This is a genomic window from Ruegeria sp. CDSA236 (assembly GCF_059611285.1).
This window is the reverse complement of record NZ_JBXWPG010000005.1, coordinates 166,269-181,702: the sequence shown is the minus strand read 5'-3', so window position 1 is coordinate 181,702 and position 15,434 is coordinate 166,269. Positions and strand designations below refer to the sequence as shown.

Here is a 15,434-nt window from a genome sequence, read left to right as displayed (position 1 = left end):
ACCAAACAGCAAAGCGCGTTTTCGGTTTCGCGGGCCAAGTGTCACCATTTGGACCCGGTACGGGCATTGAAACCTGAACCGCGCTGGGGCAAGAAGAGCGGCACAAAAATTGGGGGCCCCCGTGATCGAGCTGGACCATGTCAGCTACACCTATGGTGGAGGTGAATTGCTGAGCGACGTATCGCTTAAGCTTCAACCGGGGTCGTTTCATTTCCTGACCGGGCCGTCCGGTGCTGGCAAAACAACCCTGTTAAAGCTCTGCTATGGCGCATTGCTGCCCACATCGGGAAGGCTGAGCGTGTTCGATCAGGAAATCGCCCGCCTTAACCGCGATCAGATGGCCCTGATGCGCCGCCGGATAGGTGTGGTGCATCAGGATTGCCGGTTTCTGGATCACATGACTTTGGCCGAGAATGTCGCTTTGCCGTTGATGGTATCCGGTAAGGCGGAAATTGCCGAGCAAACAGATCTGTCAGATCTGTTAAACTGGGTCGGGCTGGGTGCGCGTCTTGACGCGCTGCCACCAGAGCTGTCAGGCGGTGAACGCCAGCGTGCGGCGCTGGCCCGTGCGGTGATGCTGTCGCCCGATGTCGTGCTGGCCGATGAGCCGACGGGCAATGTGGATTGGGAAATGTCTCAGCGCCTTTTGCGCCTGCTGGTCGAGTTGAACAAGATGGGTAAGACAGTCTTGATTGCGACCCATGATCTTAGCCTGATCCGTGCGGCGAAAAGCCAGGTGCAGGCGCGTGTTTTGCGCATCTCGCAGCGCCAAATTCAACTGGCGGGGGCGGATCTATGAACGTGGAAACTTTCCGCAACCTGTTGAAACGTGATGGTCGTGCCGATCGAGTTGTTCCGCCAACTGGCTATACTGCACATCTCACACTGTTCGTGTCCGGTGCGATGGGCTTTCTTGCGGTGTTCGCGCTGGCTCTGTCATTGGCGTCGGGGCGAGTGGCAGACCGCTGGGCAAGCGAACTTGCCGGTGCTGCCACGGTGCGGATCAATGCCCCAGCCGACCAGATGGCCGCCCAGACTGAAGCCGCGCTGACGGTGCTGTCGCAAACACCCGGTGTCGCCTCTGCCCGGGCGTTGACTATCGAGGAGCAGATTGCGCTGTTGTCGCCCTGGTTTGGCCCGGATTTGCCACTGGACACGCTGCCCGTGCCGCAGTTGATCGAAATTGTCGAAGGTGAGCCAGGTCTGGATGCAGCAGGATTGCGCCTGCGTCTTGGAGCCGAGGTGCCCGGAGCCGTTCTGGACGACCACTCGCGCTGGCGCGAACCTTTGGTTGATGCGGCCCGCTCGCTCCGGAGGCTTGGCTGGGTCTCAATCCTTCTGATTGGCGGAGCGACCGCCGCCATGATCACATTGGCGGCCAATGCGTCGCTGGCAGCCAACGCGCAGATTATCGAAGTGCTGCGTCTTGTCGGGGCCCGGGATCGATTTATTGCCAATGCGTTTGTTCACCGCTTCACCTACCGCGCATTTTTTGGTGCGATGGTTGGTGTGCTGTTCGGAATGACAGGTGTGTTGTTGCTGCCCGAGGCTTCGTCGGACGAGGGCGGCTTTCTGACGGGCCTGGGCTTTCAGGGGGCAGGGTGGCTGTTGCCAGCCCTCATCCCGGTACTGGGTGCTGCGGTGGCCTTTCTAGCCACATGGACTGCGGCAAACCGCAAATTGAAGGAGCTTTCGTAATGGCCACTCCAATTCAATGGATCCGCTCACTGGTCTTCATGATCGTGATCTACATGTGGATGCTGGTCCTTGGCCTCGTGTTTGCTCCTTACGCCATGTTTACCAAGCGCGGAGCGCTGCATGCATGCAAGACCTATGCGCGCACAACCATGTGGCTGGCACGTTGGATGGTTGGTATTCGATGCGAGATTCGCGGGACTGTGCCAGTGGACGAGGTGGTCATCGGGGCCAAACACCAGTCTTTCCTCGATATCATCATGATCTTTAGCGCGATTCCGCATGGCAAGTTCATTATGAAGCGCGAATTGCTGTGGACGCCAGTCATTGGGCTTTACGCAAGCCGCCTGGGGTGCATCCCGGTCAATCGCGGCAAGAAGGGCGCCGCTGTGGCCAAGATGGTCCAGGATGTGGCGAAGGAATTTACAGAACCTGGCCAGTTGGTGATCTATCCGCAGGGCACCCGTGTAGCGCCCGGCGTTCACAAACCGTATAAGGTTGGAACTGCCGTCCTGTACGAAGGCTTGGGAATCCCTTGCGTACCTGTTGCAACAAATGCCGGAGTATTCTGGCCCCGCAGCGGCGTGATGCGCAAACCCGGCCTTGCAATCGTCGATTTCCTTGATCCGATCGAACCCGGCGTCGAACGTGCGCGCTTTCTGGACCGATTGGAAGATGTGATCGAGACGCGCTCGAACGCATTGATGACAGAAGTGGGGTTTGATCCTGATGCAGTTCATTGACGATATCGAAACGCTCGAGGGACATTACGGCGCACCGGGCGCCCCATCATTGCGTAAAGTAGCGCACCGGTTGACGCCTATGTACCGGCAATGGGTCATGGCTTCGCGGCTATGCGTACTCAGTACGGTTGGGCCCGAAGGGGTCGATGGCAGCCCACGTGGCGATGATGGTTCGGTGGTTCTGGAACTGGATCCAAAGACATTGGCGATGCCCGACTGGCGCGGAAACAACCGGCTGGACAGCTTGCGCAATATCGTGCGCGATCCGCGTGTGTCCTTGATGTTCATGGTCCCAGGGTCGAACAATGTTGTGCGCGTCAACGGGTCGGCCCGACTGACAGCGGACCAAGACCTTCGAACCCGGTTCGAAAAACAAGGCAGGCTTCCGGCCACCGTGATCGTCATCGACATTACCGAGGTCTACACTCAGTGTGCCCGTGCGCTGATGCGTGCGCGGACTTGGAGCAGCGGGGACGAAGCCGCCATATTGCCGACAATGGGTGAAATCCTGGCCGAAGCGTCAGACGGCGAGGAAGGTGGCACGCAATATGATGAGGCCTGGGGGCAACGCGCCGCAAAAACGATGTGGTAGCCTGTTTACTTATCAAGGTTTGGTCAAAGAATCGTCACACGGGTAGGTAAGTAGAGAACCGTGAGGCAAATACAGGTTACAGGAGCCGTCAATGGAGCAGCTTAGTTCAGTTTGGGATTCTTTTCTGAACCACGCCCGCTATGTGTTTACGTCTCCTTTGGATCCCACGAACCGGATTTTCTATGTCTATGTCGGCAGTTCTCTGCTGATTGCCTTCGCGATCTATGCCGTGAAGCGCAGAAACGCGTCACATGTCGACGGTGAGAGCAGCTTTCTGGGGTTTCTGTTTCCCCGCAAGGTCTGGGACCACCCTTCGGCATGGCTCGATATCCGCTATTTCTTTTTCCACAAACTGATCGGGCATTTCCTGATATTGGGTCTGCTGGCCGGATCAGCCGCCTTGTCCTATCAATGGGCAAGCGGTGGGCTTGACCCCAATAACTCACCCCGGGCAGAGCCCTTGGTTGGCTGGTTGGGGGCTTTGGCTACCTTCACCTACATGCTCATTCTATTCCTGATTATGGATTTCATCGGCTACGCAGCCCATTACCTGCAGCACAAGGTCCCGCTGTTGTGGCAATTTCACAAAGTTCATCACAGCGCCGAGGTGATGCACCCGTTGTCGAATTTTCGCGAACATCCGATAGACAATATCCTCTACAATGTTGCGATTGGGTTTGGTGCTGGCGCAGTAACCGGGTTTGCGTTTCGACTGTTAGGGTACCAGCCGAACATGCCGGCATTGCTGGGCGTGCCGGTGCTGATGTTCTTGTTCAATGTCGGAGGCTATAATCTGCGACATTCCCATATCTGGTTGCGTTGGCCGGGTGTGTGGTCGAAAGTTTTTCCCTCGCCTGCGCATCACCACGTGCATCACAGTTGCCACCCGGACCATCTGGACAAAAACTTCGCCTTCATGTTTCCGTTCTGGGATGTGTTGTTCGGCACCTACATCATGCCCGAGGATAACAGGGACGTGAAATTCGGCGTGACCGAGAAGGACAAGGGGCACGAGATGGACACCTGCATGAAGCTCTATTTCCTGCCGTTCAGAGATGCGTGGCGTATTCTGAACAAGAAACGGCGGCCATCGTCTTACCAAGCGCCCGATGCAGATGCCGCCAGTCGCCATTCGGTCAAATAGCGAGCATCTGCGGTGGTTGCCGGCCTGACGTGATCCGCTGATCGCCTGTGCCCGGCAACGCCTTGGCGGTGGTTTCGGCTGGGCATAGTGACGCAAACGCCCTCAAGCCGCGGCGGCTCCGATCTTGGCGATCTTGCTGACCCAGCGGTCCACGTGACCCGGTTTGGGATAACTTGCCCCGGCAAAATAGGTGAACCGGGTCGGCTTGAAGCCAACAAATCCCAATATCTGATCGCGTACCTGGCGGATCAGGGCCTGGCGATAGATCAGGCGCATGAACCAACCCGGCGTATCTGATGTCAGAATGACGCGCGCGGTGCGTCCGCTCAGCATCGGGGCGGGCAATCCAATCTTCGTGGTGTTTCGCGTGTCAAAGGTGCGTCCGGGGATGAACATCCGGTCGATCAGACCTTTGAGCTTTGCGGGCAATCCGCCCCACCACATTGGCGTGGTCAAGACCAGGTGCTCGCTCCATTCGAAATCTTGCAATACCTGCTCAAGAACCGGTTCTAGCGGTTTGAAATCGTGATAGTTGCCCTGACCAAAATCAAAGTCGAATTGCATCTCGCTTAGATGGACCAGACGCACGTCATGTCCCTTGCCTCGGGCGGCGTCGGCATAAGTTTCGGCAAAGGTCCGCGACAGGCTGCTATCGGCGGGGTGTCCGTCGAGGACAAGTATTTTCTTCGGTTGCATGGGGCTCTCCTGAAAATGACCGTGGTCACTTATAGAATCGAAAAGCGACCGCGGTCAATAAAAATTTGACCATGGTCAAAAAACATGCGAGCTAACCATATGCAAAAACCACCCCAGAAACGAACTCTCAAAACTCGGGCCCGGCTTTTGGCGGCTGCCGAGGCACTCATTGAAAACAGCGGATACGAAGCGCTGAGGGTAGAAGAGGTCGTCCAGAGCGCTGGCGTCGCCAAAGGGACGTTCTTCGCGCATTTTCGCGACAAGGATGCCTTGATGGAGCTTCTGATCGCAGATCGGCTGAATGCCTGCCTCGATCAGGCCGAGGCTGGGACCGCGCCCAAATCGGTGAATGATATCATGACCGCCCTGCAGCCGGTTCACAGCTTCATGACATCCGAACGGTATGTCTTTGACTTGTTGATAAGATATTCGGGGGCGGCGGCTATCGCCGATATCGGACCGATCGCATATTGCTTTGAGCGCTACTTTCGTGTGGTGATGATGTGGCTTGACGCTGCGGATGTCCGGCAGGACATTCCGACCGAGCTGTTGGCCGAAGGTGTTCAGGCCTTTGCCATTCAGGCCATGTCCCTGAAGTTCTGCGCCTTGCACGCCTCGACCGGTTTTACCGACCGGTTGAGGGTCTATCTCGATGCATGGTTGACCCCGGCGACCTAGTCACCGGGGTCCTTTTGTTAGCTGTGAATTGGCCCGTCACCGCAGGCCAGGGCCGCCTCACGCACCGCTTCGGAATATGTCGGATGCGCGTGACAGGTCAGCGCCAGATCTTCGGCCGAGGCGCCGAATTCCATCGCCACGCAGACCTCGTGAATCAAATCACCCGCAGCCGGGCCAATGATATGCGCGCCCAGAATGCGGTCGGTTTCCTTGTCTGCCAGAATCTTGACGAAACCATCCGAGGCAAAGTTCGCCTTGGCGCGGCCATTGCCCATGAACATGAACTTTCCGACCTTATAGGCACGGCCCTGTTCCTTGAGCGTCGCCTCGGTCTCGCCGACATTGGCGACCTCGGGCCAGGTGTAGATCACGCCCGGAATGACGCCATAGTTCACATGCCCATGCTTGCCCGCAACCTGTTCGGCGGCGGCCATGCCCTCGTCTTCGGCCTTATGCGCCAGCATCGGGCCTTCAGTCACGTCGCCGATGGCATAGACGCCCGGCACGTTAGTCTGCCAATCGGCGCCTACCTTGATCTGACCGCGGGGTGTCATTTCAACACCCAAAGCGTCCAGCCCCAAACCATCCGAGAACGGTTTGCGCCCAGTAGCGACAAGGACGGTATCGGCGTCAATCACATGCTCGCTGTCATCCTTCAGCAGCTTATAAGTCACCTTGGCCTTGGTCTTGGTGGCTTCGGTCTTTTGCACCGCAGCACCCATGACAAAGTTCAGGCCCTGTTTCTTGAGGATGCGCTGGAAGGTTTTCTGAACCTCAGGGTCCATGCCCGGGGTGATTTCCTTGAGGAATTCGATCACCGTGACTTCGGAACCCAGACGGCTGTAGACCGAGCCCAGTTCAAGCCCGATCACACCTGCGCCGATGACGACCATCTTTTTCGGAATCTTGCCCAGCGCCAGCGCGCCGGTTGAGGTCACGACGACCTTTTCATCCACTTCGACACCAGGCAGCGCGGAAGGCTCGGACCCGGACGCGATGATGATGTTCTTGGCTTCATGCACCTCGTCACCCACCTTGACCTGCCCAGCGGCCGGGATCGAACCCCAGCCTTTCAGCCAGTCGATCTTGTTCTTCTTGAACAGGAATTCGATGCCCTTGGTGTTGCCGTCAATGACTTCGTCCTTATAGGCCTGCATCTGCTTCCAATCGACCGAAGGGCTTTTGCCCTTGAGGCCCATCTTGGCAAAGTTATGCTCGGCCTCGTGCAGCTGATGGCTGGCATGCAGCAACGCCTTAGACGGGATGCAGCCCACGTTCAGGCAGGTGCCGCCCAGCGTCTCACGCCCTTCGACCACGGCGGTTTTCAACCCCAGCTGCGCGCAGCGGATGGCGCAGACATAGCCGCCGGGGCCTGCTCCGATTACGATGACGTCATAGTTTGCCATTTGTCCGGTCCTTGTATTTGGTGGGGTCGGATACGCTTGTCTGCGCAATGCACCCCCATTGAATAATCTATGCGGCAGCTCGAATCAAAACACAGCTGCCAACAGCATTGCAGTGGTCGTCAGCAGCCCGATCATCCAGATCACCGTACGCCATGGTGTCCAGCCAAATGCATAGGCCGGAACATAGGAAGCGCGTGCGATCAGGTAGACCCAACTACAGGCGGCAGTAAAAGCGCTGGATTGCCCCGAGGTCGTAATGACCAAAGATGCGATAGCGAATAAAACCAACCCTTCGGAATGGTTGCTAAGCGCCCGGTGCAGACGTCCCATTGCAGCAGGTTTGTCAAACGGGGTATCACGTGGCCCCAACGCGTGCAGCACGTCGACCTTACCGTGGCCAGAGATCAAATAGGCGACAAATTGAGCGACCCAAAGAAGGGCTGCCAGCGACAAGACGGTCAATTCCGTGGTCATTCAGCTTGTTTCCTCGGCACTAGGAACGGATGCGATAAATCGGTTTAGACTGGCGTCAGAAGCTTCACCTGAATATGCGCGATCCCGCCGCGTTCGTGATGCATGGCCAATTCCTCGGAATCAAAGAAACTCAGGGCCTTTTCAAGATCAACCACCTCAAACATTGCAACCGCATGATCACGCTGATCGGGGTCTTTCCAGATGTGGAGGTCGCGGATACCCGCGGCCTCCCGCATTGGCTTGTCTTCGCGAAACACCTTTAACCAGACATCGAAATCGGCAACGTCAGCCTGCCAGAGTACATGAGTTGCCATGGTCATAGATCCATCAGCAGACGACGTGGGTCTTCCAGCGCCTCTTTCACGCGCACTAGGAAGGTAACAGCACCTTTGCCGTCCACGATCCGGTGGTCATAGGACAGAGCCAGATACATCATCGGGCGGATCTTGACCTCACCGTTGATGGCCATCGGACGGTCCTGAATCTTGTGCATACCAAGAATACCCGACTGCGGCGGGTTCAGGATCGGCGAGGACATCAGCGAGCCATAGACGCCGCCGTTCGAGATGGTGAAGGTGCCGCCCTGCATCTCTTCCATGCTCAGCTTGCCGTCACGGGCGCGCCTGCCCTTTTCGGCGATGGCCTTTTCGATCGCGGCAAATGACATCGAATCCGCATCACGGATGACCGGAACAACAAGACCGGTCGGCGTGCCTGCGGCGACACCCATATGCACAAAGTTCTTATAGACAATGTCGGTGCCATCAATCTCGGCATTCACTTCGGGCACTTCTTTCAGTGCATGACAGCAGGCCTTGGTGAAGAAGGACATAAAGCCCAGACGGACGCCGTGCTTCTTCTCGAACTGGTCTTTGTACTGGTTGCGCAGGGCCATCACCTCGGTCATGTCCACCTCATTATAGGTGGTCAGCATGGCGGCGGTGTTCTGGCTGTCTTTCAGGCGTTTGGCGATGGTCTGGCGCAGGCGTGTCATGCGCACACGTTCCTCGCGGCTGGCATCCTGTGCAGCAACGGGTGCGCGTGGTGCCTGGGTCGCAGGTGCGGGTGCCGCAACAGCGGGCGCTGGGGCCGCGACTGCCTTGACCACATCTTCCTTCATGATACGTCCGTCGCGTCCGGTTCCCGTGACCTGATCGGCGGACAGGCCAGCCTGGGCCATGGCTTTCTCAGCCGAAGGCGCGTTGGCTATGTCTTTGCCACCACCATCGCTGCTGCCCGCTGCAGGTGCTGCCGGAGCGGCTACTGCCCCTGCTGCTGAACCCGAGATCACCGCCAGCTTGGCTGCGGCGTCTACAGTTGCGCCTTCAGGGGCAACGATTTCTGCCAGAACACCCGCCGCAGGGGCGGGAACCTCGACCGATACCTTGTCGGTTTCCAGCTCACACAGCATCTCGTCCTGAGCGACGCTGTCACCGACCTGTTTGAACCAGGTCGAGACCGTCGCTTCGGTCACGGATTCGCCCAGTGTGGGCACCATCACATCAACGCTGCCGCCCGAGGCTGCCGGTGCTGCGGCAGGCGCAGGTGCGGCGGCTGGGGCCGGGGCGGCACCTTCTCCGGCGACGATTGTCGCCAGCAGGGCATCAACACCAACGGTTTCGCCTTCGGCGGCGACAACCTCACCCATCACGCCAGCGGCGGGCGAGGGGACCTCGACCGTGACCTTATCGGTCTCAAGCTCGCACAGCATTTCATCGACGGCGACCGCGTCACCGGGCTTCTTGAACCAGGTGGCGACGGTGGCTTCGGTAACGGATTCGCCCAGCGTGGGAACACGAACTTCAATGGACATCATTACTTTCCTTCAATGCTCAGCGCTTCGTTCACCAGCGCTTCTTGTTGGGCTTTATGTTGGCTGGCCAGACCTGTCGCAGGTGAGGCCGAGGTGGCGCGGCCGACATAGACCGGGCGGGTATGTTTGGCGCCGATCCGGGTCAGGACCCATTCGATATTGGGTTCGATAAAGGACCATGCACCCTGGTTCTTGGGCTCTTCCTGACACCAGATGATTTCGGCTCCCTTGAACCGTTCCAGTTCATTGATCAGCGAATGCGCGGGGAACGGATAGTACTGTTCGATCCGCATCAGATAGACATCGTCGATGCCGCGCGCGTCACGCTCTTCCAGCAGGTCGAAATAGACCTTGCCGGAACACATCACGACCCGCTTGATTTTGTCATCCTTGACCAGGGTTGTGTCCGAGTTACCCTTTTGCGCGTCGTCCCACAGCACCCGGTGGAAGCTGGAGCCGGTGGTGAAATCCTCGGCCGTGCTGATCGCCAGCTTGTGGCGCAGCAGCGATTTCGGTGTCACCAGGATCAGAGGCTTGCGGAAGGTTCTGTGCAACTGACGGCGCAGGATGTGGAAGTAGTTCGCAGGCGTCGTGCAGTTGGCCACGATCCAGTTGTCCTGACCACACATCTGCAGAAAGCGTTCCAGACGCGAGGAAGAGTGTTCAGGCCCTTGCCCTTCGAACCCGTGCGGCAGCAGGGTCACCAGACCGGACATGCGCAGCCATTTGCTTTCGCCCGAGCTGATGAACTGATCGAACATGATCTGCGCACCGTTGGCGAAATCGCCGAACTGCGCCTCCCACAGGGTCAGAGCGTTGGGTTCAGCCAGGGAAAAGCCGTATTCAAAGCCCAGAACCGCGTATTCCGACAGCATCGAGTCGATCACCTCATATTGTGATTGACCAGCCCGGATGTTGTTCAGTGGATAGTACCGCTCTTCAGTTTCCTGATTGATAAAGCCGGAATGACGCTGGCTGAACGTACCGCGCGTCGCGTCCTGTCCCGACAGGCGAACTGGATAGCCTTCGGTCAGCAATGATCCAAAGGCCAGTGCCTCACCCGTGGCCCAGTCAAAGCCTTTGCCGCTTTCGAACATTTGCTTTTTGTGATCCAGCAGGCGGCCGACAGTTTTATGGAGCGCAAATCCTTCGGGGGCCCGGGTTAGCGATGCGCCAACCTCGGCCAGGGTTTCCGGTGCAATCGCAGTATCGCCGCGAACATATTCGTCTTTGTTCTTATCCAGATGCGCCCAACGCCCGTCCAGCCAGTCGGCCTTGTTGGGCTTATAGTCTTTGCCGGCTTCGAACTCATCATTCAGATGGGCCTGGAAGGCGGCTTTCATATCTTCGATCTCGCCTTCGGGGATCAACCCGTCCTTGACCAGCCGTTCCGTGTATATTGATAGCGTGGTCTTATGGGTCTTGATCTTCTTGTACATGATCGGGTTGGTGAACATGGGCTCGTCGCCCTCGTTATGCCCGAACCGGCGATAGCAGAATATATCCAGAACCACGTCCTTGTGGAACTTCTGGCGAAACTCGGTCGCAACCTTGGCTGCGTGTACCACCGCCTCGGGGTCGTCGCCATTCACGTGGAAGATCGGGGCTTCAACCATCAGTGCGATATCCGTGGGATAAGGGCTGGAGCGCGAGAAATGCGGTGCGGTTGTAAAGCCGATCTGGTTGTTCACCACGATATGCATGGTGCCGCCGGTCCTGTGACCGCGCAGGCCGGACAGGCCGAATCCTTCGGCAACGACACCCTGACCGGCAAAGGCCGCATCGCCATGCAGTAGAATGGCCATGACTCTGGTCCGGTCGGTGTCGTTCAACTGATCCTGCTTGGCGCGGACCTTGCCCAGAACAACAGGGTTCACCGCCTCAAGGTGGCTTGGGTTAGCGGTCAATGACAGGTGTACGCTGTTGCCGTCAAATTCGCGGTCGCTTGAGGCGCCCAGGTGGTATTTTACATCGCCCGAGCCATCCACGTCCTCAGGCTTGAAGCTGCCCCCTTGGAATTCGTTAAAGATGGCGCGGTATGGCTTGGCCATTACATTCGCTAGAATGTTCAGACGTCCGCGGTGTGGCATGCCGATGACAATATCGCTCAGGCCTAGGGCCCCGCCGCGTTTGATGATCTGTTCCATCGCGGGGATCAGTGCTTCGCCGCCGTCCAGACCAAAGCGCTTGGTGCCCATGTATTTCACGTGCAGGAACTTTTCGAACCCTTCGGCCTCGACCATCTTGTTCAGGATGGCCTTGCGGCCCTCTTTGGTGAACGCGATTTCCTTGCCATAGCCTTCGATCCGTTCTTTCAGCCAGGCGGCCTCTTCCGGGTTCGAAATATGCATGTATTGCAGCGCGAAGGTGCCGCAATAGGTGCGTTTCACGATCTCGACGATCTGGCGCATGCTGGCCATCTGCAGGCCCAGCACGTTGTCGATAAAGATCGGGCGATCCATATCGGCATCGGTAAACCCATAAGTCTTGGGGTCCAATTCCGGATGCGTGCTGGCAGCCCGCATGCCCAACGGGTCCAGATCGGCGGCCAGATGACCCCGAATACGATAGGCCCGGATCAGCATCAGCGCCCGCAGACTGTCCAGAACAGCGCGCTTAATCTGGTCTTCGCTGACGGCAACACCTTTGTCGGCGGCTTTTTCCTTGATCTTCTTACCCGCCGCCTTGGCGTCGATCTCGGCCCATTCGCCAGTCAACGCACCGGTCAGATCATCCGTCGGCATCGGCGGCCAGTCGGGCCGCGCCCACGAAGGCCCCTCGGCCTCGCGCTGGACATCAGGCGAGGCGTCGCCCATGGCCTTGAAGAACTCGGCCCAGGCGGCATCCACCGCGCCGGGGTTCTTGGTATACTGGGCGTAGAGCTGCTCCAGATATTCGGCATTATGCCCCTGCATAAAGCTTGAGGCGTGGAAGGCAGAGTTGGGCGTATGTTCGGTCATTGTAGGACCTCAAATGCGATTTCGGGTTTGGTATGGTTTAGTCTTGCGGATCTTCGGGGTAGTTTCCGGCCTCGAATACCCAGGTCATTCTTCGTCGAACGATATCTATCGTATCTGCGTCGAAATAATCGGGCACCGGAATGCCTTTTCGTCGTTCGGCCATCGACTTCTCGTGCGGCAATTCAAAGCTGTCTTCCGGCAGCCCAAAGGAGCGATAAATCTCGTTCAGGTCTGACTGAAGACATTCCATACGGACTAACCTGTCCACAATCAGCTTGTTGTCAATCGAGACTATGCCCCAGTCATTGCTCCAGGCCTTTGACTGAATGAACTCTTTGAACTGAGCAATTTCAGTCTGTTGGTCTTCCGAGGGCAATCCTTGCTGATGTTTCCGAAAGTGGTAATCGGATACAGCGCGATCGAAAGGATTTCGTACATTGGCGATCTTCGTATAGGTATCAAAGGTCTTTGCCCCAAGATTGGCCTTAACCTCTTTCGCAGGCATGTGGTTGCGCCATGCGTATTTGCGCCAGAACTGCCATTTTGGTCGGGCCAAATTTGCAGTTTTCCCACGTGCGCCGACAATACCGTATTTCGACACACGGGTTTGTCCACTTTCAAGCCGAGGAAGTCCGGGTTCTTCGCACAAGGGTTGAAGCGCCTTCTCGGTTGATGTTCCCGCTGTCTTTGTCGTCTTGAGGTAGACAAACTTATGCTCATGGCAAACCAAAACCATGTCAGATGGCCCCTCTGGCCGCCGGGACCACTTTTAGAGAGTTTCTGCTCAGCAGGTTCATAGGGTGACCTCTGATGGGTTAGGGCCGTATTGATTGGTGCCGGGTTGGCTGGGGCGGGCCAGCAACCACAGAACCAGGAGGGGCGACACAAACAGAACGATAAATGTCGGAATGACGATCAGCAGCGTGGCGCGGGTGAATAGGATGTCCAGATTGCCACCATGCTTGAAATGCGAGGCGAGGCCGATGCCAAAGACCATCACGGCCCCGGCGCCAAAGAACAGCAGGATTGGCAGCAGCGCATACAGCCCGCTGCGCCCGGTATCATGCATCCGCCGCCATGCGACGGCCAGATGCGGGAAGAACACGATTAGACCAACAATACCCTGCACAGGCTGCGAAGACGTGACGGACACGGATCTGGACGTCTCGGTTTCAGTCACAGCGACTTGCGTGAAGAACTGCGCGTCGATGATCCCGGCAATAATGCTCCAGATCACGATGAACAGGAAAAAGAACCAGTATTCAGACCGCGAGGCACGGCCCGAGAAGGTGAAAAACTTGGAGAAACAGGTGCGGATGGCGTCGGAGAAGGTCATGGTTGTTGGTTGACTCATGCCTTGCCCCTAATTTTGGACCGCGCAGTCGAAAACTGACTGGCGGCGTTCAAATAGCAGAAGTGAGCTGCCGACCTGAGTATCGGAAACAAGTCTAGCGGATCCTTCAAATTGCGAGCACCAAAAATCGGCAGCTGCTTGCAACTCTTCATCGTCGACACGAATGCTCAAATAAGTAAATGAGATGCGGTCATCGCCCAATGTTTTTGTCGAGCCACCTGTGACGCCAGGAATGGCGCGAACGATGAATTGATCCATCGGTGCTTCACTAGATGCTTCGGCGCTGGCTAGGTTACCTAAGCAGGCGACCGCTACAACGAGTCCTGCCCAGCGGCATCGCCGGGCAGCGTTCGTCCACCCCGTTTTGCCGAAGGTAAACCAAAGAATTGACGGGCAGGTGCTTCGCACCCACCCGCGGTTGGGCGCCGCCCTCAGCTCATATGGGCAACAGGGAGTCACAGCTCACCCAATCGCTTCCAGCACAGCCTCACCCAGCTGCGCCGGGCTTTCGGCCACGACGATACCGGCCGAGCGCATGGCTTCGATCTTGTCCTCGGCTCCGCCTTTGCCACCGGCGACAATCGCGCCCGCGTGACCCATGCGGCGGCCCGGAGGAGCCGTGCGGCCTGCGATAAAGCCAGCGGTGGGTTTCGAGCGGCCTTTCTTGGCCTCATCCGCCAGGAACTGCGCGGCTTCTTCCTCGGCAGAACCACCAATCTCACCGATCATGATGATCGAATGGGTTTCGTCATCGGCCAGGAACCATTCCAGCACGTCGATATGCTCGGTCCCTTTGATCGGGTCGCCGCCGATGCCCACACAGGTGGACTGGCCCAGGCCTACGTCTGTTGTCTGTTTCACAGCTTCATAAGTAAGCGTACCCGAGCGGGAAACGACACCCACGCTCCCGCGTTTGTGAATGTGGCCGGGCATGATGCCGATCTTGCAGGCGTCGGGCGTGATCACACCGGGGCAGTTCGGCCCGATCAGGCGCGAGCTTGAGCCTTCCAGCGCGCGCTTCACCTTCATCATGTCCAGAACCGGGATGCCTTCGGTGATGCAGACGATCACTTCCATCTCGGCATCAATCGCTTCGAGGATCGAGTCAGCCGCGAAGGGCGGCGGCACATAGATCACGCTGGCATTGGCCTCTGTCACATGCTTGGCCTCGTGGACCGAGTTGAACACGGGCAGGTCAAGGTGGGTCATCCCGCCTTTGCCGGGGGTCACACCGCCGACCATCTTGGTGCCATAGGCGATGGCCTGTTCAGAGTGGAATGTGCCCTGCGAGCCGGTAAAGCCCTGACAGATCACTTTGGTATTTTCGTCGATGAGGACTGCCATTTGGCGTTCTCCTATTTTTACCATTGATGGGTCAGGTGACCCTTAAGGTATTGGTTGTAGGCTCACGCCCATTCAAACTTTGATCCGTGCGCTGAAGTAGTGTTCGCCGCCGATTACACCCACGTCCCGGATGCTGATCGGACCCAAGTCGCTTTGCAAAGCGTTAAAAGTCCCATTGACCGTTGATGGATTTTCGTTGGACACAAACACAATTGAGCAGGCAGTATCGGTCAGTTTGACCGAAAGATCTTGTTTCTGATGAAAGTATGTCGTTGTTTTCGAGTTCTGGACAAATCCATTTGCCGCCGCTGCGTCTTCCAAAGCACTGCGTCCCAATTCTGCCTGACCACACAGCGCGCGGAAATACGCCGTAGCTTGTCCGGCCGAGACCGGATTGGCGCCTGGACCCGCGTTTGATGACCGCTTGATTTCTGGCGGGTTCGACGGCGACGTGCTCTCAGTTGTTGTTTGACAGGCGGCCAAGATAAGCAGTGCGCCTGCAAACAACAGTGGCTTACTGAAAAGACCCACGAAT

General features: G+C 57.5%; 17 protein-coding genes. 6 read left to right on the top strand and 11 right to left on the bottom strand.

Annotated elements, in window-relative coordinates:
- Positions 1-121: 121 nt before the first annotated feature.
- The 5 genes from AC2FLB_RS10365 to AC2FLB_RS10345 all read left to right on the top strand — a co-directional run bounded on the left by AC2FLB_RS10365 (position 122) and on the right by AC2FLB_RS10345 (position 4,174).
- Positions 122-799, top strand: a complete 678-nt coding sequence (locus AC2FLB_RS10365) for a cell division ATP-binding protein FtsE (protein ID WP_496709207.1) — start codon at positions 122-124, stop codon at positions 797-799.
- Complete coding sequence (locus AC2FLB_RS10360) at positions 796-1,698, top strand: cell division protein FtsX (RefSeq protein WP_496709206.1); 903 nt, start codon at positions 796-798, stop codon at positions 1,696-1,698. The genes AC2FLB_RS10365 and AC2FLB_RS10360 overlap by 4 nt, the downstream gene beginning before the upstream one ends.
- Complete coding sequence (locus AC2FLB_RS10355; RefSeq protein WP_496709205.1) at positions 1,698-2,438, top strand: lysophospholipid acyltransferase family protein; 741 nt, start codon at positions 1,698-1,700, stop codon at positions 2,436-2,438. The genes AC2FLB_RS10360 and AC2FLB_RS10355 overlap by 1 nt, the downstream gene beginning before the upstream one ends.
- The gene (locus AC2FLB_RS10350) at positions 2,425-3,030 is read left to right on the top strand and encodes a pyridoxamine 5'-phosphate oxidase family protein (protein ID WP_496709204.1); all 606 of its coding nucleotides are present in this window, start codon (positions 2,425-2,427) and stop codon (positions 3,028-3,030) included. The genes AC2FLB_RS10355 and AC2FLB_RS10350 overlap by 14 nt, the downstream gene beginning before the upstream one ends.
- A gap of 91 nt (positions 3,031-3,121) precedes the next feature.
- On the top strand, positions 3,122-4,174 hold the full coding sequence (locus AC2FLB_RS10345; RefSeq protein WP_271948450.1) for a sterol desaturase family protein: 1,053 nt from the start codon (positions 3,122-3,124) through the stop codon (positions 4,172-4,174).
- Between the two features lie 102 nt (positions 4,175-4,276).
- Here the strand turns inward: AC2FLB_RS10345 and AC2FLB_RS10340 are convergent, their stop codons facing one another.
- Positions 4,277-4,870: an NAD(P)H-dependent oxidoreductase gene (locus AC2FLB_RS10340; protein WP_142635456.1), complete on the bottom strand. Its 594-nt coding sequence runs from the start codon at positions 4,868-4,870 to the stop codon at positions 4,277-4,279.
- A 99-nt stretch (positions 4,871-4,969) separates the two neighbouring features.
- Between AC2FLB_RS10340 and AC2FLB_RS10335 the strand changes: the two genes are divergently transcribed.
- Positions 4,970-5,548, top strand: a complete 579-nt coding sequence (locus AC2FLB_RS10335) for a TetR/AcrR family transcriptional regulator (protein ID WP_496706203.1) — start codon at positions 4,970-4,972, stop codon at positions 5,546-5,548.
- Between the two features lie 17 nt (positions 5,549-5,565).
- Here the strand turns inward: AC2FLB_RS10335 and lpdA are convergent, their stop codons facing one another.
- The 10 genes from lpdA to AC2FLB_RS10285 form a co-directional block, all read right to left on the bottom strand.
- Positions 5,566-6,954, bottom strand: a complete 1,389-nt coding sequence (lpdA, locus tag AC2FLB_RS10330; RefSeq protein ID WP_496691804.1) for a dihydrolipoyl dehydrogenase — start codon at positions 6,952-6,954, stop codon at positions 5,566-5,568.
- An 84-nt stretch (positions 6,955-7,038) separates the two neighbouring features.
- Positions 7,039-7,428, bottom strand: coding sequence for an MAPEG family protein (locus tag AC2FLB_RS10325; RefSeq protein ID WP_496709203.1), 390 nt, complete (start codon positions 7,426-7,428; stop codon positions 7,039-7,041).
- A 44-nt stretch (positions 7,429-7,472) separates the two neighbouring features.
- Positions 7,473-7,742, bottom strand: a complete 270-nt coding sequence (locus AC2FLB_RS10320) for a hypothetical protein (protein WP_142635953.1) — start codon at positions 7,740-7,742, stop codon at positions 7,473-7,475.
- A 2-nt stretch (positions 7,743-7,744) separates the two neighbouring features.
- The gene (gene odhB / locus AC2FLB_RS10315) at positions 7,745-9,241 is read right to left on the bottom strand and encodes a 2-oxoglutarate dehydrogenase complex dihydrolipoyllysine-residue succinyltransferase (protein ID WP_496709202.1); all 1,497 of its coding nucleotides are present in this window, start codon (positions 9,239-9,241) and stop codon (positions 7,745-7,747) included.
- A gap of 2 nt (positions 9,242-9,243) precedes the next feature.
- The gene (locus AC2FLB_RS10310) at positions 9,244-12,201 is read right to left on the bottom strand and encodes a 2-oxoglutarate dehydrogenase E1 component (protein WP_496709201.1); all 2,958 of its coding nucleotides are present in this window, start codon (positions 12,199-12,201) and stop codon (positions 9,244-9,246) included.
- A 37-nt stretch (positions 12,202-12,238) separates the two neighbouring features.
- Positions 12,239-12,937, bottom strand: coding sequence for a sulfotransferase family 2 domain-containing protein (locus AC2FLB_RS10305; RefSeq protein WP_496709200.1), 699 nt, complete (start codon positions 12,935-12,937; stop codon positions 12,239-12,241).
- A gap of 57 nt (positions 12,938-12,994) precedes the next feature.
- Positions 12,995-13,555, bottom strand: coding sequence for a DUF805 domain-containing protein (locus AC2FLB_RS10300; protein ID WP_496709199.1), 561 nt, complete (start codon positions 13,553-13,555; stop codon positions 12,995-12,997).
- A gap of 9 nt (positions 13,556-13,564) precedes the next feature.
- A complete protein-coding gene (locus AC2FLB_RS10295) occupies positions 13,565-13,813 on the bottom strand; it encodes a hypothetical protein (protein ID WP_496696442.1) in 249 nt (82 codons plus the stop codon).
- Between the two features lie 204 nt (positions 13,814-14,017).
- On the bottom strand, positions 14,018-14,899 hold the full coding sequence (gene sucD, locus AC2FLB_RS10290) for a succinate--CoA ligase subunit alpha (RefSeq protein WP_109312903.1): 882 nt from the start codon (positions 14,897-14,899) through the stop codon (positions 14,018-14,020).
- 72 nt (positions 14,900-14,971) lie between these two features.
- Complete coding sequence (locus AC2FLB_RS10285; RefSeq protein ID WP_185956639.1) at positions 14,972-15,430, bottom strand: lipoprotein; 459 nt, start codon at positions 15,428-15,430, stop codon at positions 14,972-14,974.
- Between the last annotated feature and the right edge of the window lie 4 nt (positions 15,431-15,434).

Excerpts from the sequence above, each read along its gene's own strand:
- AC2FLB_RS10360 (WP_496709206.1), top strand. The coding sequence starts at position 796 with ATGAACGTGGAAACTTTCCGCAACCTGTTGAAACGTGATGGTCGTGCC.
- AC2FLB_RS10355 (WP_496709205.1), top strand. The coding sequence starts at position 1,698 with ATGGCCACTCCAATTCAATGGATCCGCTCACTGGTCTTCATGATCGTG.
- AC2FLB_RS10350 (WP_496709204.1), top strand. The coding sequence starts at position 2,425 with ATGCAGTTCATTGACGATATCGAAACGCTCGAGGGACATTACGGCGCA.
- AC2FLB_RS10345 (WP_271948450.1), top strand. The coding sequence starts at position 3,122 with ATGGAGCAGCTTAGTTCAGTTTGGGATTCTTTTCTGAACCACGCCCGC.
- AC2FLB_RS10340 (WP_142635456.1), bottom strand. The coding sequence starts at position 4,870 with ATGCAACCGAAGAAAATACTTGTCCTCGACGGACACCCCGCCGATAGC.
- AC2FLB_RS10335 (WP_496706203.1), top strand. The coding sequence starts at position 4,970 with ATGCAAAAACCACCCCAGAAACGAACTCTCAAAACTCGGGCCCGGCTT.
- lpdA (WP_496691804.1), bottom strand. The coding sequence starts at position 6,954 with ATGGCAAACTATGACGTCATCGTAATCGGAGCAGGCCCCGGCGGCTAT.
- AC2FLB_RS10325 (WP_496709203.1), bottom strand. The coding sequence starts at position 7,428 with ATGACCACGGAATTGACCGTCTTGTCGCTGGCAGCCCTTCTTTGGGTC.
- AC2FLB_RS10320 (WP_142635953.1), bottom strand. The coding sequence starts at position 7,742 with ATGGCAACTCATGTACTCTGGCAGGCTGACGTTGCCGATTTCGATGTC.
- odhB (WP_496709202.1), bottom strand. The coding sequence starts at position 9,241 with ATGTCCATTGAAGTTCGTGTTCCCACGCTGGGCGAATCCGTTACCGAA.
- AC2FLB_RS10310 (WP_496709201.1), bottom strand. The coding sequence starts at position 12,201 with ATGACCGAACATACGCCCAACTCTGCCTTCCACGCCTCAAGCTTTATG.
- AC2FLB_RS10305 (WP_496709200.1), bottom strand. The coding sequence starts at position 12,937 with ATGGTTTTGGTTTGCCATGAGCATAAGTTTGTCTACCTCAAGACGACA.
- AC2FLB_RS10300 (WP_496709199.1), bottom strand. The coding sequence starts at position 13,555 with ATGAGTCAACCAACAACCATGACCTTCTCCGACGCCATCCGCACCTGT.
- AC2FLB_RS10295 (WP_496696442.1), bottom strand. The coding sequence starts at position 13,813 with ATGGATCAATTCATCGTTCGCGCCATTCCTGGCGTCACAGGTGGCTCG.
- sucD (WP_109312903.1), bottom strand. The coding sequence starts at position 14,899 with ATGGCAGTCCTCATCGACGAAAATACCAAAGTGATCTGTCAGGGCTTT.